Origin of the sequence: Candidatus Enterococcus avicola, from assembly GCF_047470845.1 — a bacterium.
GTDB lineage: Bacteria > Bacillota > Bacilli > Lactobacillales > Enterococcaceae > Enterococcus_D > Enterococcus_D casseliflavus.
Genome location: NZ_JBLGTY010000001.1, coordinates 347,898 through 368,671 on the forward strand (window position 1 = coordinate 347,898; position 20,774 = coordinate 368,671).

Annotated in this window: 20 protein-coding genes and 1 other annotated feature; of the genes, 15 read left to right on the top strand and 5 right to left on the bottom strand. The window is 44.6% G+C overall.

Going from position 1 to position 20,774, the window contains the following annotated elements; genetic code table 11:
- The first annotated feature begins 23 nt into the window (after positions 1-23).
- The gene (locus ACI3E5_RS01690; RefSeq protein WP_498820728.1) at positions 24-590 is read left to right on the top strand and encodes a nucleotidyltransferase family protein; all 567 of its coding nucleotides are present in this window, start codon (positions 24-26) and stop codon (positions 588-590) included.
- Positions 591-681: 91 nt separating this feature from the next.
- Here the strand turns inward: ACI3E5_RS01690 and ACI3E5_RS01695 are convergent, their stop codons facing one another.
- The 4 genes from ACI3E5_RS01695 to acnA form a co-directional block, all read right to left on the bottom strand.
- Positions 682-1,221 (bottom strand): biotin transporter BioY, encoded by a 540-nt coding sequence (locus ACI3E5_RS01695; RefSeq protein ID WP_086293796.1) that lies wholly within the window; start codon positions 1,219-1,221, stop codon positions 682-684.
- A gap of 106 nt (positions 1,222-1,327) precedes the next feature.
- Positions 1,328-2,182, bottom strand: a complete 855-nt coding sequence (locus ACI3E5_RS01700) for a helix-turn-helix domain-containing protein (RefSeq protein ID WP_086293798.1) — start codon at positions 2,180-2,182, stop codon at positions 1,328-1,330.
- Positions 2,183-2,286: 104 nt separating this feature from the next.
- Positions 2,287-3,537 (bottom strand): NADP-dependent isocitrate dehydrogenase, encoded by a 1,251-nt coding sequence (gene icd, locus ACI3E5_RS01705; RefSeq protein WP_288308219.1) that lies wholly within the window; start codon positions 3,535-3,537, stop codon positions 2,287-2,289.
- Positions 3,530-6,226: an aconitate hydratase AcnA gene (gene acnA, locus ACI3E5_RS01710; protein WP_086293802.1), complete on the bottom strand. Its 2,697-nt coding sequence runs from the start codon at positions 6,224-6,226 to the stop codon at positions 3,530-3,532. Before acnA ends, icd begins: the two co-directional genes overlap by 8 nt.
- Positions 6,227-6,460: 234 nt before the next feature.
- Here acnA and ACI3E5_RS01715 point away from each other — a divergent pair, with 234 nt between their 5' ends.
- The 4 genes from ACI3E5_RS01715 to spx all read left to right on the top strand — a co-directional run bounded on the left by ACI3E5_RS01715 (position 6,461) and on the right by spx (position 10,707).
- Positions 6,461-7,822 carry a citrate/2-methylcitrate synthase gene (locus ACI3E5_RS01715; protein ID WP_288308763.1) on the top strand — a complete coding sequence of 454 codons (1,362 nt, stop codon included), beginning with the start codon at positions 6,461-6,463 and terminating at the stop codon, positions 7,820-7,822.
- Positions 7,823-8,075: 253 nt separating this feature from the next.
- Positions 8,076-9,518: a M23 family metallopeptidase gene (locus ACI3E5_RS01720; RefSeq protein WP_498820729.1), complete on the top strand. Its 1,443-nt coding sequence runs from the start codon at positions 8,076-8,078 to the stop codon at positions 9,516-9,518.
- Positions 9,519-9,805: 287 nt separating this feature from the next.
- Positions 9,806-10,207: an Asp23/Gls24 family envelope stress response protein gene (locus ACI3E5_RS01725; RefSeq protein ID WP_005227156.1), complete on the top strand. Its 402-nt coding sequence runs from the start codon at positions 9,806-9,808 to the stop codon at positions 10,205-10,207.
- Between the two features lie 50 nt (positions 10,208-10,257).
- Positions 10,258-10,707, top strand: coding sequence for a transcriptional regulator Spx (gene spx, locus ACI3E5_RS01730; protein WP_010748641.1), 450 nt, complete (start codon positions 10,258-10,260; stop codon positions 10,705-10,707).
- Positions 10,708-10,862: 155 nt separating this feature from the next.
- Here the strand turns inward: spx and rpsD are convergent, their stop codons facing one another.
- Positions 10,863-11,474: a 30S ribosomal protein S4 gene (rpsD, locus tag ACI3E5_RS01735; protein WP_005227158.1), complete on the bottom strand. Its 612-nt coding sequence runs from the start codon at positions 11,472-11,474 to the stop codon at positions 10,863-10,865.
- Positions 11,475-11,842: 368 nt separating this feature from the next.
- Here rpsD and ACI3E5_RS01740 point away from each other — a divergent pair, with 368 nt between their 5' ends.
- The 10 genes from ACI3E5_RS01740 (at position 11,843) to ACI3E5_RS01785 (ending at position 20,768) form a co-directional block, all read left to right on the top strand.
- Positions 11,843-12,640, top strand: a complete 798-nt coding sequence (locus ACI3E5_RS01740; RefSeq protein ID WP_077453877.1) for a formate/nitrite transporter family protein — start codon at positions 11,843-11,845, stop codon at positions 12,638-12,640.
- A gap of 98 nt (positions 12,641-12,738) precedes the next feature.
- Positions 12,739-12,996: a binding site (T-box leader), on the top strand.
- 50 nt (positions 12,997-13,046) lie between these two features.
- Positions 13,047-14,177: a 5-methyltetrahydropteroyltriglutamate--homocysteine S-methyltransferase gene (locus ACI3E5_RS01745; RefSeq protein ID WP_498820730.1), complete on the top strand. Its 1,131-nt coding sequence runs from the start codon at positions 13,047-13,049 to the stop codon at positions 14,175-14,177.
- 25 nt (positions 14,178-14,202) lie between these two features.
- The gene (locus ACI3E5_RS01750; RefSeq protein WP_498820731.1) at positions 14,203-14,676 is read left to right on the top strand and encodes an S-ribosylhomocysteine lyase; all 474 of its coding nucleotides are present in this window, start codon (positions 14,203-14,205) and stop codon (positions 14,674-14,676) included.
- Positions 14,677-14,684: 8 nt separating this feature from the next.
- Positions 14,685-15,458, top strand: coding sequence for an SDR family oxidoreductase (locus tag ACI3E5_RS01755; protein WP_081118858.1), 774 nt, complete (start codon positions 14,685-14,687; stop codon positions 15,456-15,458).
- A 33-nt stretch (positions 15,459-15,491) separates the two neighbouring features.
- The gene (locus ACI3E5_RS01760) at positions 15,492-16,364 is read left to right on the top strand and encodes a MetQ/NlpA family ABC transporter substrate-binding protein (RefSeq protein ID WP_142424753.1); all 873 of its coding nucleotides are present in this window, start codon (positions 15,492-15,494) and stop codon (positions 16,362-16,364) included.
- On the top strand, positions 16,346-17,095 hold the full coding sequence (locus ACI3E5_RS01765) for a 5'-methylthioadenosine/adenosylhomocysteine nucleosidase (RefSeq protein ID WP_233618990.1): 750 nt from the start codon (positions 16,346-16,348) through the stop codon (positions 17,093-17,095). The genes ACI3E5_RS01760 and ACI3E5_RS01765 overlap by 19 nt, the downstream gene beginning before the upstream one ends.
- Positions 17,096-17,230: 135 nt before the next feature.
- Entirely contained in the window at positions 17,231-18,007 is a 777-nt protein-coding gene (locus ACI3E5_RS01770) for a Cof-type HAD-IIB family hydrolase (protein ID WP_498820732.1), read from the top strand.
- Between the two features lie 118 nt (positions 18,008-18,125).
- Positions 18,126-18,548 (top strand): methylglyoxal synthase, encoded by a 423-nt coding sequence (locus ACI3E5_RS01775; RefSeq protein WP_008376307.1) that lies wholly within the window; start codon positions 18,126-18,128, stop codon positions 18,546-18,548.
- Positions 18,549-18,585: 37 nt separating this feature from the next.
- The gene (pepT, locus tag ACI3E5_RS01780) at positions 18,586-19,821 is read left to right on the top strand and encodes a peptidase T (protein ID WP_096742125.1); all 1,236 of its coding nucleotides are present in this window, start codon (positions 18,586-18,588) and stop codon (positions 19,819-19,821) included.
- 149 nt (positions 19,822-19,970) lie between these two features.
- Positions 19,971-20,768 (top strand): TIGR00282 family metallophosphoesterase, encoded by a 798-nt coding sequence (locus ACI3E5_RS01785; protein WP_005227163.1) that lies wholly within the window; start codon positions 19,971-19,973, stop codon positions 20,766-20,768.
- Positions 20,769-20,774 lie beyond the last annotated feature (6 nt).

Consider the following 20,774-nt stretch of genomic DNA (forward strand, 5'->3'; position numbering starts at 1 on the left):
GAGCCCATTAGAGGAGGACGCCAATGAAGGAACAAGCGATCCAGCACTTGCTTGCAAAAAATCGTGAATGTCGACAACTGCTTACGATCATTGAAGCGTTGCAGCTGCCGGATTGCTGGCTGTGTGCTGGGTACCTGCGGAATTATTTATGGGGATTTCTCAGCGGAAAAATAGCGGAGGTGCCGCTGACCGATATTGATGTCGTGTTTTATGATCCGACTGTAAGCATAGAAGAAACAGCAGCGATCGAAGCGCAACTGCGCCGTTCGTTTCCCAAATTTCCTTGGGAGGTTCGAAATCAAGCGGTGATGCACCAGCACAATTTTGCCGAGGAGCCGCCTTATACAAGTACCTTCGATGCTTTAACGAAATTTCCAGAGCGTTGTACAGCGGTGGCGGCACGAATGAATCAAGGTAAGCTTGAATTGATGGCGCCTTTTGGTTGGCAGGATGTTTGCAGTTTTCGGGTGCGGCCAACACCGCATTTCGCCCAAAATGAACAGTACCTTGCGGTTTACCGACAACGCCAAGCGATCAAGCTGTGGCAGAAAATTTGGCCGCAGTTGTCGATTGAAGAGATCGACAACTAAAAAAGAACACTCGCGTGATGCGGCGATTTCCAAAAGTTAGACGAAAAAGCTAACTGATGGGAATCGCTGCATATGACGCGAGTGTTTTTTATTAACGCAAAGCCAATGGTTGCGCCAAGCGGTTTCTTAAAAAGATACCTAGATAAGCTGCGGCAACGGCTTTGATGATCCCGGGGATAATAAACAAAACAAAACCACCGTTAAAAGCAGCCGGCCATGCCATGCCCGTGCTCCATTTCAGCCATAATGTACCAAACAACAAAGTTGCCAGCGCACCGACAATATTGCCGATCACTGCTCCTGTGTAGCGAAACGCCGTTTTTTCTACGACCAATCCAGTAAGCAATCCGTTAAAGAGGAAGCCGACTAAATAGCCTCCGGTTGGTCCTAACAAAACACCGATACCGCTGGAAAAACCAGCGAAAACGGGCAAACCGATCAATCCTAACAGCAAGTAGATGATGATCGCCATCGTTCCTGTTCGCGTGCCAAGGAAAGTCACCGCCAGGCCGATCGCAAAGGTTTGTCCTGTCAATGGGATCAAACCTAACGGAATCGTCAATTGGGAAAGACCAGCAATAATGATCGCAAATAATGCGGCATGGATTTGTTCACGTAATGATAATTTCATCGAATCCTTCTCTCTCATAATAATTTCGTTAACCTGAAAAATGATTTATTTGGTTAACGAAATTATAAACGGTGGTTTACCAAAAGTAAAGAAGAATCTTGTTTTTTTAGTGTCCTTTTTTTAATAGGACAAGTAAGTTCTTTGAGGAGAGGAAAGGAGCGATTTCTTCCAACTCATCTGTTGAGAAGGGCAGTGCTTGAACAAGCCGGCAGATCGTTGCTTCTGTCAGAAAAGGCAGCAGTTCTTCGATTTCATCATAAGATAAGCGCTCTGAAGCGACAACGTTTGGCTGTTCCAGGGCGGTCAGCAGGAGCTCATCCAGATACGGTGCAGGTAAAAAGGGCAACAGTTCTTCAATCTCAGAAAAGCGAAAGTCAGGGGTTTCAAGCCAACCTTTGATTTCTCCCGCCAAAAAGTTGGGGGTTAAAAAGGGCGCCGCCTCTTCCCAAAAAGCCATGGAATAGTGGTTGCCTGTAAGGAGCTCTTCTATTTGGGGCTTTTTCAAAAACGGCAAGAGTTCTTCCAGGATATCTTCTGGGATATTCTCGGCGCCATTTAACAGGTGTTGTAAGTCGGCGCTGGTCAAATGAGGTGCTAGTCTAGGCAATAAGTCTAGGTCTAAAGAAGTTTCTTGAAACGGCTCTTCTTGAATCAATGCCGACAATTCTTGCGGTTTGATCAGCGGAGCTAGTTCGGCGATTTCTTCTGGCTGTGCGGTTCCTGCTTGATAATGTTGAACCGCAGCTGCTGGCTTCCCTAACAGCTCATCGATGGATAAGTCTAAAATCGCTGCTAGCTGCGGCAATTTTTCAATGTCCGGCAGTGAGTTGCCCCGCTCCCAATTACTGACCGCCTGATAGCTGACGAGTAACTGGTCTGCCAAGTTGCTTTGGGTCAGATTTTTTTCTTTGCGTTTGGTAGCGATCTGCTGACCAATTTTTCTCATGTTGAATTCACTCATAAATGAATTCCCCCTTTCATGCTCTAAGTATAGTTTCTCAGAAGGTGGAAACGCAATCAAGCTGTGATTGAGCAGGCGAATGCCGACTCAATCACAGCTTGAGTTTACGAATGGATGAGCTGAAGGAGGTGTTCACCAAACGCTTGTGTCGTTAAACAGACCGCTTCTGGCATCAACTGTGCGAAGTCGGCAGTGACGTGCTGACTTTGCAAGGCTTGTTCAATGGCTTGCGTCAGTATCGCAGCAGCTTCCGGCCAGTTCAAATGTTCTAATAGCATGCACGCCGATAGCAACAGGGAACAAGGATTGGCTTTGCCAAGTCCTGCGATATCCGGTGCCGTTCCGTGGGTAGCTTCAAAGATGGCTGCTCCGGTATCGTAGTTGATATTGGCGCCGGGGGCGATCCCGATGCCGCCAACTTGTGCAGCCAGTGCATCAGAGATGTAGTCGCCGTTTAAATTACAAGTGGCAATGACGTCGAATTTTTCTGGATACAAAAGGATCTGTTGTAAAAAGTTGTCGGCGATCACGTCGTTAACAACGATTTTCCCAGCCGCTTTTGCCGAGGCAAGGGCGGCTTCGGCTGCTTTTGAGCCGTTTTCTGCTTTGATTTTGTTGTATTGATTCATTGTAAAACACTGGGCGGCATACGTGGTCTCTGCAAGCTGATAGCCCCAGTTTTTAAATCCGCCTTCTGTAAACTTCATGATATTGCCTTTATGCACCAGTGTCACCGTGGGCCGCTTTTGAGCGATCGCATACTCAATGGCAGCAGCGATCAAGCGCTGACTGCCTTCTAAAGAGATCGGCTTGATGCCAATAGCGGCAGTTTTAGGAAAACGAATCGCCTTGACGGCAAAGTCTGCTTGCAGTGTCTGGATCAAACGCTGTGTTGCGTCGTCGTCTTTGGCAAATTCAATGCCAGCATAAACATCTTCAGTATTTTCTCGAAAGATCACCATATCGGTTTTTTCTGGCTGTTTTAAAGGCGAAGGGACTCCTGTAAAATAGCGAACAGGTCTGACACAGACATAAAGATCCAGCGTTTGCCGCAAGGTGACATTCAAGGAGCGAAAGCCCTCGCCAATTGGGGTAGTCAACGGTCCTTTTAAGGCGTATTGCTGGGCCTTGATCGTATCGATGGTTGCTTGCGGCAGCCATTCCCCCGTCTGTTCAAAGGCGGCTTCTCCAGCTAAAACTTCTAGCCATTCGATGTGGCGCTGATTGTCATAAGCTTTATTCACAGCTGCATCAATCACAGGTTGCGCAGCCTGCCAAATCTCGGCACCGATGCCATCTCCTGCAATGTAAGGAATGGTGATAGTCGTTGCTTGATGGGTTGTTTGGTTAGACATGGGCAGCTCCTCCTAATTCCGCTTTTTTTCGAATGACCATTGGCAAAATTCCTTGATGCTTCCAATAGCGAATATCTGCAGGGGCATCAAAGCGCAGGCGGGTCATAAAGGAAACAGTCTTTCCGTCGGTCCGTTGCGCAGTGACTTCGATCAGCTGCTTGACCACTGGCTCTTCTGGCAAAGCGATCGAGAATGCTTCGCTGCCGTCCAAATCAAACGAGGCGGCACTTTCACCAGCCAGATATTCAAGAGGAATGATCCCCATCATGACCAAATTGCTGCGATGGATCCGTTCGAAGCTTTCTGCTAAAACGACTTTAACGCCTAACAATTGTGTTCCTTTGGCGGCCCAGTCGCGAGAAGAACCCATGCCATAATCTTTACCGGCTAAAATGATACAGCTTTGACCAGCTTTTTGGTAATTCATAGCGGCGTCAAATATCGACAAAGTTTCCCCAGTTGGAAAATAATGCGTGACACTGCCAGTGCTGCCAGGAACCAGCTGGTTTTGCAGACGTATGTTGCCGAAAGTCCCCCGCATCATAATCTGATGATTGCCGCGCCGCGAACCAAAGGAATTGAATTCACGATACGGAACCTCTTTTTCTTGTAAAAATTTTCCAGCTGCAGAATCCATACTGATGCTGCCAGCAGGAGAAATATGGTCAGTGGTGACCGAATCACCCAATTTTGCCAAGACTTTCAGATCGGCTAAGACATCTGGTTTAGGCAATTCTTTGGTCAATGTTTCAAAGTAGGGTGGATGAGCAATGTAAGTGGAATGTTCCTCCCATTCATAACATGCGCTCGTGGTGGTTTCGATCGCATTCCAGCGTTCATTGGCATCAAAAAGATGCTCATAGGCAGCGCGAAATGCTTCTGGTCCGACGTATTCTTGAACGTAAGCATTGACTTCTTCATTGCTAGGCCAAATATCAGACAAATACACCGGCTCATCATTGACGATAGCTAATGGTTCTTTTGTCAGATCTTTGCGAATGCTGCCAGCAATCGCATAGGCAACTACTAACGGCGGTGAAGCCAAATAATTGGCTTTGATCTGTGGATGGATTCTTCCTTCAAAATTCCGATTGCCTGACAGAACCGATGCTACCAATAGATTTTCTGCCTCAATTGCTTCAGCGACCGGCGCTTTTAAAGGACCGGAATTTCCGATACAGGTAGTACAACCGTAGCCCACTAAATAAAAGCCGAGTTGCTCTAAATACGGCAATAAACCACTGTTTTGCAAATAGGTGGTCACGATCTGGGAGCCAGGTGCAAGGGAGGTTTTGACCGTACGCGGAACAGTCAGACCTTTTTCAACGGCCTTTTTGGCCAATAAGCCTGCAGAGAGCATGACGAAAGGATTGCTAGTATTCGTACAGCTAGTGATTGCCGCCAAAACGATATCGCCGGTCGCTAATTTGTCAGGTGCAGCATCTGGCCAAGTAACGCTGGCTTCTTTTTGCCATTCATCCTCCGAAAGACCAAAGCCCTTAGGACCAACGGCTGCCGTGACAGATTGCTCAAAATCATGATGGACCGCCGGAAGCAAAATCCGATCTTGCGGGCGTTTTGGGCCCGCTAATGCCGGCTGAACTTCTGCTAGATCAATGGTGATCGTCTTAGTATAGGTCGGCACGGTCGTTTCATCATAAAAGAAATGGTTGGCTTTGGCGTAAGCGGCAACGAGTTCGATCAGCTTGGTGGAGCGACCGGTCGTTGCTAAGTAGTTCAAGGTCTCTTGATCGATCGGACAAAAGCCGCAAGTCGCACCATATTCGGGAGCCATGTTTGCTAGCGTTGCTCGATCAGCTAAACTTAAATGACGATAGCCCGGACCAAAATATTCGACAAATTTTCCAACCACTTTTTCGATTCGCAGCACTTCAGTTACTTTTAGTGCTAAATCGGTAGCGGTGGTACCTGCAGGCATCTCGTTGATAAACTTCACTCCAATGACTTCAGGTGTAGGGAAGAAAGAAGGCTCGCCAAGAATCGCAGCTTCCGCTTCAATACCGCCAACCCCCCAACCGAGGACCCCCAAACCGTTGATCATCGTGGTGTGAGAATCGGTTCCTTGCAATGTATCAGGAAACAGTAGTCGTTGGTCTTCGTGTGTTTTTTGCAAGATCACATCAGACAATGATTCAATGTTAACTTGATGAATGATCCCTGTTTCAGGCGGAACGACTTCGAAATTGTCGAAAGAACCTTGCGCCCATTTCAAGAATTGATAGCGTTCTGCGTTGCGTTCAAATTCCCGCTCCGTATTAAAAGCGATCGCCCCAGGCGTACCAGCTTGATCGACTTGCACAGAGTGGTCGACGACGAGTGTGACGGGGATCTCAGGATTGATGTCTTCTGCGGCACCGCCTAAAGCGACCATCGCATCCCGCATGGCAGCCAAATCAACGACTGCCGGTACCCCTGTAAAGTCTTGCAAGACGACCCGCTCTGGTTTGAATGGCACGACGCCAGTAGGGATTTCTGCCTGCCAATTCGCTAAAAATGGTAAATAATCCTCTGTAATTTCCTCGTCTTGATGACGAGCAACACTTTCCAATAAAACTCGAATGGAGTAGGGCAAGCGAGATAAATCAGCTCCTAAAGATTGGGTGATTTTCGCTAAGTCAATATACGTGTATTGCGTGTCATTGACGGTTAATTGAGTTTGCCACTTCATAAGAATCCTCCTTTTACGAAGATAATCGTACTTATTAGGAATAATTATACGTTGATAATTTAAAAAATCAATTAAATTTATGAAAAATATTTCATTTTCTCAACATCATGCTATAATGTGTGAAAGTTTGTTAAAAAGCAGCGATTCTATCGGATGGTTATTTTAACGATGTTTGTATACGGTTAAATAACATTAAAGTAGCTGGTTCGGAGAAAGATTGGAGGTAACATCACCGTGGAAAGATTAGAAAAGAAAGAGAAAATGGCATATCTGGCATCGCGATGTGAGAAATACAATTTGATCGATGTGAATCTTTATTCAGAATATGACGTTAAGCGTGGACTGAGGGATTTGAATGGAACTGGTGTATTAGCTGGATTAACGACAATCTCGACTATTTATCCAGAAAAAATCATTGCCGGAAAACCGATCGAGGCTTGTGGCGAACTGCGTTATCGCGGGATTGACATCAACGAGTTAGTTGCAGGCTTCGTCAATGAAAAACGCTTTGGCTTTGAAGAAGTTGCATATTTATTACTTTTTGGCGAACTGCCAAATAAAACAGATCTTGCGGCGTTTCATTGCCTATTAGCAGAAAAACGTACTTTGCCGACCAATTTTGTTCGTGACGTCATTATGAAAGCACCTTCTTCTGATATCATGAATAGTTTATCTCGCAGTATCTTGACACTGGCAAGTTATGATCCACAAGCAGATGACATCAGCATTGAAAATGTATTGGAACAAAGTCTGATGCTGATCAGTGTCTTTCCGCTCTTGGCAATCTACGGCTATCATGCCTACAATCATTACAATCAAGGGGAGAGTATGTATATCCACCGCCCGACCGAAGAGTTGAGTACAGCTGAAACGATTTTGACTATGCTGCGCCCAACGAAAGAATATAGCTTCCAAGAAGCCCAAACATTGGATATGGCGCTCGTTTTGCATATGGAACATGGCGGCGGGAATAATTCGACCTTTACGACACGAGTGGTTACCTCCAGTGGGACGGATACCTATTCAACGATTGCCGCAGCACTAGGTTCTTTGAAAGGACCTAAACACGGTGGCGCCAATATCAAAGTGACGGAAATGATGGGGGATTTGAAGCGCAACGTTGCTGACCTTACTGATGAACAGTCGATCCGCAGCTATTTGGAAGCAGTCTTAGATAAAGAGGCGTTTGACCGTAAAGGCTTGATTTATGGCATGGGCCACGCGGTATATAGCGACAACGACCCCCGTGCGGCGATTTTTAAAAATTATGTGGCAAAGCTGGCGCAAGAAAAAGGATCAGAAGCTTGGCAAGAATATCAATTGTATACGATGGTGGAACGTATTGCTCCTCAAGTCATCAATGAAAAGCGCAAAATCTACAAAGGAGTCAGTGCCAATATCGACTTTTTCAGCGGGTTTGTTTATAACATGTTGGATCTACCAGAAGAACTGTATACACCAATGTTTGCTATTGCACGGATCGTTGGTTGGTCCGCCCATCGGATCGAAGAGCTGGTTAACGCACAAAAAATCATGCGCCCCGCCTATAAAGAAGTGTCCAGCGATCGCGAATATATCGATATTGAATCAAGGTAGAGCAAAACAGCAGGGAGGACGCTCGCTGCTGTTTTTCATAGGAAAAGCACATTTTACATAAATAAAGCAGGTTTTTGGCGTATTTTTTATAGAAGAAAAGAGAATAAAATGCTAGATTTGGTGAAGAAAATTGTTATAAACGGCACTATATCAGTGTTTTTCTTTTTTTCACACAGAGATGCAAAAAATGATTATAAAATTAGGTGCTTTTTAGGTATGATAGAAGGTGTGACAAAGGAGGATGACTTATTTAATGAAAATGAAAAAATGGATGGCAATCTCTGTCATTTCCAGTCAATTGTTGACACTATTGCCGGTTTCTGCTGCGGCTTCTGCTGTGAGTCGTGAATCAAATGTTGATCAAACGAGTGCATTGATGTCTGTGTCAAGTGAAGACGGAGGAACAACTACAGAAGCATCGACCGGAGAGTCTGACGTGCCAAGAACGCCAGCTGAAAATGATGAAGCTGTTCCGGCACAACCAGCACCGACGCCGGAACCAGAGCCCAGCCCGGAGCCAACACCAGAACCGGAGCCGAGTCCGGAACCAACACCGGAACCAGAGCCAAGTCCAGAACCGTCAGAACCAACTGAGCCTGATCCGGAACCGACACCAGAACCCGAGCCTACGCCAATTCCGGAACCGGCACCGGAGGAACAAGATCCAGAGGGAGAACCAAGTCAACCGACAAAACCAGAAACGAACCCGAGCCAGCCAACACCTGAGATCAAGGAAGTGCCCAATGTACCTGAATTGACAATCACAACACCTCAGACTGGTGGCACGTCAAAATTTGAAGTCACCCCAGTCAAAGAAACATGGGACTTTATTATGAAGATTGGTGAGGATGCCCGTAAAGTCGGCTTAGAAGAAGATCTTTACGCATCTGTGATGATTGCCCAAGCAATCTTAGAATCCGGTAGTGCGCAAAGTCAGTTGAGTCAGGAGCCGTTCTATAATCTTTTTGGGATCAAAGGACTATATGAAGGAAATGGGGTTTCTTTCCCAACACAAGAAGACGATGGAAACGGCAATTTATACACCATCCGTTCGACCTTCCGTCAGTATGACAGCATCGAATCTTCTTTAAAAGATTATGCGAAATTGTTGAAAGAAGGATTGGCTCACAATCCGAATTTTTATAAAGGCGCTTGGAAGTCAGAAACCGAAACCTATGAAGATGCCACGGAATATTTGACGGGACGGTATGCATCAGATACGCAATACAATGAAAAATTGAACGCTTTGATCGAAGCTTATGCGTTGACGAGTTATGACAAAGAGAAAGCAGAGTTGCCAACGGGTAATGAAAAAATGATTTATCCGGTTAGTGATCCGGTCATCTCATCAATGTTTGGTCCACGGGGTAGCGGGTTCCATCGTGGGGTCGACTTTGCAGCACCTCAAGGAACCCCGATCATGGCTAGTCTTTCAGGAACGGTGATTCGCTCAGAATATCATGCTTCCTGGGGGAATTATGTAGCGATCGAACATCAAAATGGCTTGACGACACTGTATGCTCACAATCACCGCAATTTAGTAGAGGTTGGGCAGACGGTGGAACAAGGCGAAGTGATTGCTTCCATGGGAAGTACGGGGAACAGTACAGGTCCTCACTTGCATTTTGAAGTTAGTCTTTCACCTAGTTTAGCCCGGCATCAACTGATTGATCCATTAGATGCCTTGTCAAAATAACAAAGAAAAAAGGAGAGCGGTGTAGCTGCTTTCTTTTTTTTTGTCAAGAAAAATGAATCATTTCAAGAAAATTATGCTTTGAGATTTTTTTAGCGCATTCATTTTATTTCGCATGATAAATTTATTCCGAAAACAAGTGTTTTTCTTTGTAAAAAAAACAAAAAGAATTTATGCTAGAAAGGTAGGGAAAAAAATTCCCAAGAGGAATGTCCACTTTAGACAAGGTCGTATGTGCGACTTTGCGATGTCTCTAGTATCCTTTCTTATTTAACCAAGGAGTGTGAAAAATGACTGACGATCAGCAAACAACGAATGTGTCTAATGAAGCAGCGCAAGCAAGTCCACTGTCCTTTGAGGAGAAAGTCATTGAAACAATTGTTGGTGTCGCTTTGCAGTCAATTGATGGCTTGATTAGTGTAAATGGCAGATTTCTTTCAGATATGACCGAAAACCTTGAAGAACAGCCACAAGTCGCTTCTGGTATTGATGTCGAAGTTGGCAAAGAAGAGGTTGCAGTTGATTTGGAAGTAATCGTGGCTTACGGCAAAGATATCCCCAAACTCTTTGCGCAAGTCCAAGAAGTGGTCTTAGAAGAAATTAGCCGCTTGACTTCTTTGAAAGTCAAAGAGATCAATATTCGAATCGCCGATATCGTCAAACAGGAAACGATCGATCAAATCGAAGGTTGAGCACCAGACAAAAAATCGAAGTACATCAAAGAGAAAGGAAGAATGAACAAATGATATCACTATATACAACACCCAGCTGTACGTCATGTCGTAAAGCCCGTGCATGGTTGACCGAAAATGAACTACCATTTAAAGAGAGAAACATTTTTAGCGATCCATTAAATAGTGATGAACTAATGGAGATTCTTTCTTTAACGAAAAATGGAACGGAAGACATTATATCTACTCGTTCGAAAGTGTACCAAAAGTTAGACATTGATTTAGAAGAGTTGAAGCTAGAAGAGCTGCTTTCATTGATCGAAAAATACCCGAACTTATTGAAACGACCAATTATATTAGATGAGAACAAGCTCCAAGTGGGGTACAATGAAGAAGATATTCGTAAATTCGTGCCACGAAACTTACGAAAGATCATTTTCAAACGACGCCAAACAGAGCTGCTCATGTTTAATTATCGCCAAAAGCAAGAAGAAGGCGAATCTGTTGCGAACTTTATCTAATAAAATAATAGGAACAAAACCGGCAAATGAATACAGCGATGTATCATTGTCGGTTTTTTTAGTATTTTTTTCAAGGGTCTTCTTAAGAGGATCCGTAAATCCGTTGATTCCACAAAAAAACACGATTCCAAAAAGGAATCGTGTCGGTTGAAATCTTAAAGTTTTTGGTTGTAGAATTCAACGACTAGTGCTTCGTCAACTTCTGCAGACAATTCATCACGCTCAGGTAAACGAGTTAATGAACCTTCTAATTTTTCGCTATCAAAGCTTACAAATGACGCGCGGCCAGCTGTTGCTTCAACTGCTTCTTTGATTGTTGAGATGTTTTGTGATTTTTCACGAACGCTGATGACTTGTCCAACTTCAACGTGGTATGAAGGGATATCAACGCGTTTGCCATCAACTAAAACGTGACCGTGGTTTACTAATTGACGTGCTTGACGACGAGTAGTTGCTAAACCTAGACGGTAAACAACGTTATCTAAGCGTTGTTCTAACAAGATCATGAAGTTAACACCGTGTTTACCTTCTTTGATTTTGCTTGCTTTGATAAACAATGTACGGAATTGACGTTCGTTCATACCATACATATGACGCAATTTTTGTTTCTCAGTTAATTGCATGCCGTATTCTGATTTTTTGCCACGGCTGTTTGGTCCGTGTTGACCTGGAGCGTAAGGGCGACGTGCCAATTCTTTTCCAGTTTCTGATAAAGAAATTCCTAAACGACGAGAAATTTTCCATGATGGTCCTGTATAACGAGACATAATTTAGTTCCTCCAATAAAATAGTTTGGAGTAAAATAATCCGTTGAAAAACTCACATTCGTGCAGTTCGTTCTTCAATCTTCACCTTTGCAGCCGCGGTTACGCAATTGCACCCGAGGGGCAACGAACTGGTGACGAGCTGTTATTTTCCTGCTGCATTATTTTACACAAGGAATAGTATACGACAAACTAGGGGCAAAAGTCAAGATGGAGCTGACTTTGGATTTGATGAAAACAAATCTTGAAATTTTTCATTAATTACTTATATTTTCAAATATCTCTTTACAAAACAGCTTTTCGTCATTAGAATATGAAAGTATTGTGCAAATGATAACGAAGTGAAATTATTCATAAAAGGAGTAGAAAAAATGAATCCAGTATCCCCATTATTTGAGAAGATCGATTCTTCCATAGAAAAGAAAATCGATCTGATCAAGAGTAGTTATTTGCGTTACGCTGTACGTGCGATGATGGCTTGTTTATTCTTGACCCTCGGAACAGCTATTGCTTTTGCGATCGCTATGAAAGGTGAATCGATGGTTCACGGGTTAGGAAAAATTTTGTATGCATTTATGTTTAGCTGGTCTTTAGTCATGATTCTTTATATGAACGCAGAATTAGGAACATCGAATATGTTATATATGACTGTTGGGGTTTACCGGAAACGTCTAAGTATTCCTTTGGCATTGAAAATTTTGTTTACGTGCGTCTTATTCAACTTGATCGGCGGCGTGATCTTTGGCTCGATCGTTGCGCTGACAGGTCCGTTCCAAGGACTGACAGCAGATAACTTTATGCTGACCTCGATCACTGCGAAATTAGAAAAATCCACTATCCAAATTTTAGTAGAAGCGATGTTTGCCAATATCGTAGTAAACACAGCCGTGTTAGTAAGTATGCGGATGAAAGATGACGCCGGAAAAATAGCGGCCATCATTTTCATCATCTTTATCTTTGCTTTCTTAGGCTTTGAACACGTTATTGCTAACTTCCCAGCATTTACTTTAGCTTTCTGGGCTTCAGGCGGACACTTGGCAGGTATGACTGTCGGCAGTGTGATCCATAATTTAGTCTTTGCCTTTATCGGCAACTATATCGGCGGTGGCTTGGTCATGGGGCTAGGTTACGCATGGTTGAACAACTCAAAATCGACCTATGTCGACTAATCATAATCAAGGAAAAGAAGCAGCGATGCTTCTTTTTTTTACGAAAAAGTGGATTGACAGCTCTTCGACCTTCTGCTATCCTTGTTAAAAATCAAACAGAAAACACGTTGATAAAGAAAGTAAGATTTTGCGGAATTCCTGACAGAGAGCCCTGACAGCTGAAAAGGGGCGGAAGAAAACGAATCTGAAAATGGCTTTTGAGTGGGTACTTCGAGAAAAATTTTTTTAGAGGTGCACGGCGATCTCCGTTATCATGGATCCCAATATCACGCAGTAGCGTCGCATTGGAGCAGAGGTGTTTGCTGTAAGGCAGATACAAACAAAGGTGGTACCATGTAAGTTATTACATCCTTAGGAGAATACTCTCTTAAGGATTTTTTTTTACCCAAAAAAAGGAGGAATTCAGATGTGTCAATCAATCAATCACCATGAAATCGTTGGAAGTTTTCTGCGGCCAGAACCCCTCAAGAAAGCCAGAGAGGCCTATACCGCAGGTGTTATTTCTGGAAAAGAGTTGAAAGAAGTGGAAGATCAAGCAATCAAGGAGTTGATTGCTAAGCAAAAAGCAGCCGGCCTGAAGGTGGTAAGCGATGGCGAGTTTCGGAGAAGTTATTGGCACCTTGACTTCTTCTGGGGGCTTGCTGGGGTCGAGCATACGCTCATGGAGCAAGGATACTTGTTCCAGGGAGAAGAGACTCGAGCGGATTCAGCGCGACTTGTTGGCAAGGTTGCCTTTGATCCTTCGCATCCTGTATTTGATGAGTATCGGTTTGCGGCCAAAGTTGCCGAGGGAGTACCGGTGCGTCAAAGCATACCGGCGCCTGCACAGTTTTATACAGAATTGGTTCGTGATACAAATGAAGCTTATGTAGACCGCTTTTATCCAGATCGAGAAGTATTATTTGAGGATATTGGTCGTGCCTATCGAGAAACGATCCTTGCCTTGTATACACTTGGTTGCCGACAGATCAAACTGGATGATTGTACGTGGGGAATGCTAGTTGATCAGAATTTCTGGCAAACGATGACCAATGGTTCATTCGATCCAACCGCATTACAAGAAATATACGTGGAGTTGAATAATCGTGCGTTAGTAGATCTACCAGAGGATCTTCATGTGACGACCCACATTTGTCGTGGCAATTATCACTCGACGTGGGCTACTTCCGGGGGATATGAACCAGTAGCGGCTACTTTGTTTGGTCGTGAGACTGTGGAGGCCTTTTTCTTAGAGTTTGACGACGAGCGCTCCGGTGGCTTTGAACCATTGCGTTACGTGCCGGCTGACAAAAAGGTTGTTTTAGGATTAGTGACGAGCAAAGACGGCCAATTAGAAGACAAAGCTTCCCTAATTGCTCGTATCAATGAAGCCAGTGCCTATATCCCCCTTGATCGTCTCAGCCTGAGCCCGCAATGTGGTTTTGCTTCAACAGAAGAAGGCAATATTTTATCAGAAGAAGAGCAATGGAAAAAAATAAACTTGATTACGGAAGTTGCCCAAGAAGTTTGGGGGCTTCAGGGAGTACCCGCTGTTTAAAAAATGAGAAAGTAGGAGAACAACTATGGCAGAAGTAGAAAGCTTTACACTGGATCACAACAAAGTGATTGCACCATATGTTCGTGTGATCACGACAGAAACTGGAGGAAAGGGAGATACCATCACCAACTACGATTTGCGCTTTGCTCAACCCAACAAAGCAGAGATCCCTACTGGAGCGATCCATACATTGGAGCACCTGTTAGCAGCACTGTTGCGGGATCGGTTAGAAGGAATCATTGATATTTCTCCTTTTGGTTGCCGTACCGGCTTTCATTTGCTTGTTTGGGAACGCTATGAGCCAGCTGAAGTTGCACGGGTATTAAAAGATACATTGACCCAAATCGTAACGGAGATCGAGTGGGAAGACGTTCAAGGAACAGATGCGAAAAGCTGTGGAAACTATCGAGATCATTCATTATTTTCTGCAAAAGAATGGGCAAAATCAGTACTCGAACAAGGAATCAGTGAAGATGCTTTTGAACGGAAAGTTGTTTAGGTGACGATATGGTATTTCCCCAATTAAAGCAGAAAATCGTTCTTGTCATTGGTGGTGCTCAAGGGATTGGTGCAGCGGTTCGGCGTACATTTTTGACGGAATCAGCGGTCGTTATCGATGCGGATCGTCAATACAAAGATACGTTCAGTCAAACATCGGCTAATGCTTACCAATGTTTTCTCGATATTTGTGAAGAAGCATCCGTTTTGAGACTGCGCGATGAATTAGTTAAACGGCAACTGGTTCCTGACGTTTTGATTCATGTCGCGGGAATTTCGATCATGGATGATTTTTTAGCAAGTCAAACGGAAGACTTCGATCGGGTATTTGCTGTCAACACGCGAGGTGCCTACCTCGTTTTGCGAACATTTACTGCTGAGATGAAACAGGTCAAAAAAGCTGGCCGGGTAGTCGTTATTGCTTCACAAGCAGGGAAAAATCCTTATCGCGGGATGACAGCCTATGTAGCCTCTAAACATGCGGTCATTGGGTTGACGAAAAATTTGGCGTTAGAAGTAGCTGCTGACGGTATTCAGGTCAATGCTGTTTGCCCCGGGATCATTGAAACGGAAATGAAACAGCGTGAACGAGTTGACGGTGCTAAGCTTAGGGGGCTCACAGTAGCAGAAATTGAAGCAGAAGATGCTTCACAAGTGCCCTTAAGACGTACAGGGACACCACAAGATGTTGCGAATGTGGTTTTATTCCTAGCTAGTCCCTTAGCTAGTTATCTGACAGGGCAGGCGATCAACGTTACTGGTGGAATGACGATGCATGGATGAAAAAAGGATCAAAGTAGAAAGGGTGGTTGTGTAATGAAAAAAGCGATTTGGCTAACTTTAGTGAGTGCAGGTCTTTTATTGGTTGGTTGTGGGCAACAAGTAGAAACAAGAACAGAGGATCAAAAGGAGCAAGGGGAGACAGAAAAAGTTGTGATTGGTTCGGTGGGCAGCGATGCTCAGATATGGAAATTTATCGCTGATCTGGATGCCACTCGTGAAGCCGGTTTGACGATCGAAGTCAAGGAGATTGATAGTGGTCCCCAACTTAACACTGCTACAGTTGATGGTGAAGTAGATGTCAATGCCTTCCAGTCATTAGGGTATTTACTGAGTTTCAATCAAGACAGTGAGACGGCTTTGGTGCCGATTGCTACGACGTACATGGAACCGATGGGTATCTATTCTGACAAATATGAGGCGTTATCCGAAGTTCCCGAAGAAGCTACTGTGGCAATAGCTGACAATCCCGCTAATACCGCACGAGGGCTTCGTTTGTTGGAGACGGCAGGATTGATTACGCTATCTGCTGATTTTGATAATGGCACAGGGACACCCTCAGACGTTAGTGACAATCCTAGAAATCTCTCGTTTCGCTTGATCGATGACACAACCGGCCCGCGTATTTTACAAGACGTTGATTTAGCATTGATCAGCAACACTGTTGCGTTTGAAGGAGGACTGAATGTGCTGACAGACTCCCTTTATAAAGAAGAGATCGACCAAAATACGAAAACGAGCATCAATGTCTTAGTCACGACAAAAGACAGACAAGCAGAGCCAGCGCTCCAAAAATTGGCTGCATTATACCACAGTCAGGCGGTTAAAGAATATATTGAAGAAAACTTTGGTGGAACGAAAGTAGATGTACAAGAGGAGATTGAACCCTTATGGCAAGAACTCCAATAACGATCGCAATTGTGGCGGCAATGTCGGAGGAGCTGGCACCCTTTCATCAAATATATCCTGGAAAGCTGTTACGAAAACAAGGAAAATGTTGCATCACTGAGAGTCAGTGGTTCTACGAGGCGATGACAGGATCACTGGTTTTAATAGAAACAGGCATTGGAAAAGCCAATGCCGCATTTGCGACTGGCCTGCTCTGTGAAGGGGCTCGTCCGGATGTCATCATCAACACGGGGTCAGCAGGTGGGCTGAATCCTAAGTGTGCTGTAGGAGATGTTGTTTTTGCCCAACAACTGCTATACAGTGACGTGGATGCAACGGGTTTTTCCTATGATTTCGGACAAGTACCGCAAATGCCTGCTGTGTATCCATTACCGTCAGACTGGCAAAAGAAAATCACAAGGTACTTCGACACTCCGCAATCAACTGCAACCTATAAGCGCCACCAAGGAATGATTTTGACGGCGGATTCCTTTATGAGTAGCCCTGCCTTTGTTGAGCAAGTAAAAACGCGTTTTCCTGAGGCACTGGCTTCGGATATGGAGAGTACAGCGATTGCACAAATAGCAAAATTTTATCGGGTACCTGTAGTGAATATTCGTGGGATCTCCGATCTTGCGGGGGCAGAGGCACCGCAAGTTTTTGAGCAGCAGCTAGCTACTGCTGCGAGACATGCCTTCATAGAAGTTCAGCAGTTTCTGAAATTTCTCTTGAAAGAAGCTATCATCCCTTAACGGAGCGTTGAAATCAGCGCCTATTTGTGTTAAGAATAAGTATGTACGGTTTTTCTTGCTGTTTTTTGTAAAAATGACCGCAACCAAGACCAAAATCTTAGTTACTTCTTAATAGAAAGCGAGCCTTAACCTTTTATGAATCGGAAATTCTTTGCCTTTGATATTGATGGAACCTTGCTTGACTCGAACAAACAGCCACTAGACAGTACGCTAAAAGCCCTTGATCTTCTGCGAGATGCCGGCCATTTCGTGACCGTTGCCACTGGGCGCAGTCGTTTCCACGCCCAAGATATTATTCGTTCGTTGTCCTTTGATAATTACATTTTATGTAATGGGGCAGCTGCTTTTCTTTCGCATCAGCAGGTATATAAAAACTTACTCGATGAAACGCAATTGGCTGCTTTCGTGGCAGAAGCCCAAGAGCTTGGGATTGACACGGCATTTGTCGGGATGGATACAGCGAAACGAGCGTCTTCGTTGGATATTGCTAAAATGGAAGCAGCGATGCATTCCTTTGGTGCCCAACTTCCTGAGTTGGACATGGATTTTCCCGAAGAAAAAGAAGTCTATCAAGCATTGGCTTTTTACGGAAAAGAGTATGAGCATTTCTTTGACGAGAAATACAGCAAACTGCGTTTTGTGCGTTGGCATGAAAACAGTGTGGATGTCGTTCCAAAAGAAGGCTCCAAAGCAGCAACGATCCTGTGTATCGCGGAACAATTAGGGATAGCGCAAGAAGATGTGATCTGTTTTGGTGATGGCCAAAACGATCGTGAGATGCTGACCGCCGCAGGTGTCGGTGTGGCCATGGGCAATGCGGTCCCTGAGATCCAACAAGTCGCAGATATGGTGACCGCTAGCAATGATGAAGATGGCATCTGGTTAGCCTTAAAAGAATTACAACTGATTTAAAAGGAATCCTTTAGACATAGCACAGCCGGTTTGCGGCATCTGTGCTATGTTTTTTTGTTTTTTCTCGGTCGCAAAGAAAATAAATTGGTACAATAGAAAAAAAGGGGGAATGCAGCAAATGAAAATCGCATTGATTGCTCATGATCGAAAAAAGGATGTAATGGTAAAATTAGTGACTGCCTATCGAGAAATTTTAGCGCAGCACGAACTTTTTGCAACAGGAACTACGGGAAAGAGAATTGAAGAAGCAACCCAGTTGCCTGTCCACCGCTACAAATCAGGACCGCTGGGAGGAGATCAGCAAATTGGCGCCATGATTTCGCAAGATGACTTGGACATGGTGATTTTTTTGCGCGATCCTTTAGCCGCACAACCCCATGAACCAGATGTAACGGCATTGATTCGCTTGTCGGATGTATACGAGATTCCTTTAGCCACCAATATGGGAACGGCAGAAATCTTGCTGCGCGGGTTAGCAGCTGGCTTTGCTGATTTTCGACAAGTGATCCACGAAACGGACAATCGACCCTTGTCGTTATAGGGAGAACAAAATAATTGAAGAAAAAGGACGTGCAGAATTGAAAGCAATCTTAAAGGATTTTTTGACCTATGCAAAAATGAATACTCGCTCGGACGCGACGAGTCAGAGCATCCCAACGACGCCGGGACAAGTTGAGTTGGCTCTTTTATTGAAAGATCAGTTGATCGAGATGGGGGTAGCGGATGTTGCTTACTACGAAAAGAATAGTTTTGTGATCGGACGTCTACCTGGTAATCCTGAAAAAACGGCGATTGGCTTTATTGCCCATGTAGATACGGCAGATTTCGAAGCTGAAAATATTCAGCCGCAGATCCATGAAAATTACGATGGCAAGGATGTTTGTTTAAATAAAGAAAAAGCCATTTATATGACAACTGCTGAATTTCCGAATCTCAAAGATTATGTCGGCGAAACGTTGATCACAACGGATGGAACGACCCTGCTGGGTGCAGATGATAAAGCTGGTATCGCAGAGATCATTGATGCGCTGCGGATCTTACAAACGATGGATGCGCATAAGCGTGGCGATGTCTGGGTCGCTTTTGGTCCTGACGAAGAGATCGGGACTGGCGCTGATCGCTTTGATGCGGCGGATTTTCCAGTAGCATTTGCTTACACGATGGACAGTGGTCGCGTGGGCCATATGGAGTATGAAACCTTTAATGCGGCTCGTATCGATATAACGATCGACGGTACGAGTGTGCATCCTGGGACTGCCTATGGTCGTTTGGTCAACGCCTTGAAAATCGCGCATCAAATCGATGATGCATTACCAGCAGAGGAAGTTCCTGAACGCACCCGCGGGTATGAAGGCTTCTACCTGCTGCACAATTTGACGGGACATATTGGTCGAGCAGAAGTTTCTTATATCATTCGTGATCACGATCATACGCTTTTTGAACAGCGAAAAGCCAACATCGTAGGGATCATTGATGAACTGAACACAGCCTATGGGCAAGAACGTATCACCTATACGCTGTATGATCAATATTACAATATGGGGGATTTGATCAAGAAAGATCCCCGCAGTATCGAAGCTGCCCGAGCAGGGATGCAAGCGATTGGCGTGACGCCGATCGAAGCACCGTTTCGTGGCGGGACCGATGGCTCGAAAATCACCTATAAAGGCATTCCAACACCGAACTTATTTGTCGGCGGTGAAAACTTCCATGGCCAGTATGAATTTATTACCGTGGAAGCGATGGAAAAAGCCCGTGATTTGATCGTGGCGATCGTGGAACATGTCGGGAAAGAAGACACTACCGTTTCCTAGAGAACGCGGCAACACGCTAGACTGATGCGAAAGAGTCTAGCGTGTTTTTTTGTCCTGCTGCAGGGAAGAACCGCAAGTGAAAGAACCTTTTTTTTCTGGACCAAAACCCTTATAATAGAAAAGAAGCTAAAAGAGAAGAGGAAAAATGTGTGCGGGTATTATTCATTGGAGATGTAGTTGGTTCATTAGGAAGAGAAACGATCACGGAGTACCTTCCAAAATTAAAAAAGGTGTATCGACCACAGGTGACGATCGCAAACGGCGAGAATGCAGCGGCGGGTCGTGGGATCACTGGTAAAATCTATAAGAAATTTTTGCAAGATGGTGTCGATGTCGTGACATTAGGCAATCATACATGGGACAACCGTGACATTTTTGAATTTATTGGCGATGCGAAGAAAATGATTCGTCCAGCCAATTTTCCAGAAGGAACACCGGGCGTCGGCATGGTATTTGTGAAAGTCAACACCATTGAATTGGCGGTGATCAACATGCAAGCTCGCTCGTTCATGGTAGACCTTGATGATCCGTTTCGCAAAATGGATGAACTGGTTGCGATTGCCCGCAAACGTACACCGTTTATCTTTGTGGATTTTCATGGGGAAACCACCAGCGAAAAACAAGCGATGGGCTGGTATTTGGATGGCCGTGTTTCGGCAGTCGTCGGCACGCATACCCATGTCCAGACCAATGATGCGCGGATTTTGCCCCAAGGAACGGCTTATTTGTCAGATGTCGGTATGACTGGTCCTTATGATGGGATTTTGGGAATGAAACGCGAACCAGTCATTGAGAAATTTTTGACGGCGTTGCCGCAACGATTTGAAGTGATTGAAAAAGGCCGCAGTATTTTGTCGGCTTGCTTGCTTGAGATTGATGAAGCCACTGGTAAAGCAAAATCGATCCGTCCGATCCAAATCAGTGAAGATCGCCCGTTTACAGAATAGGAGAAG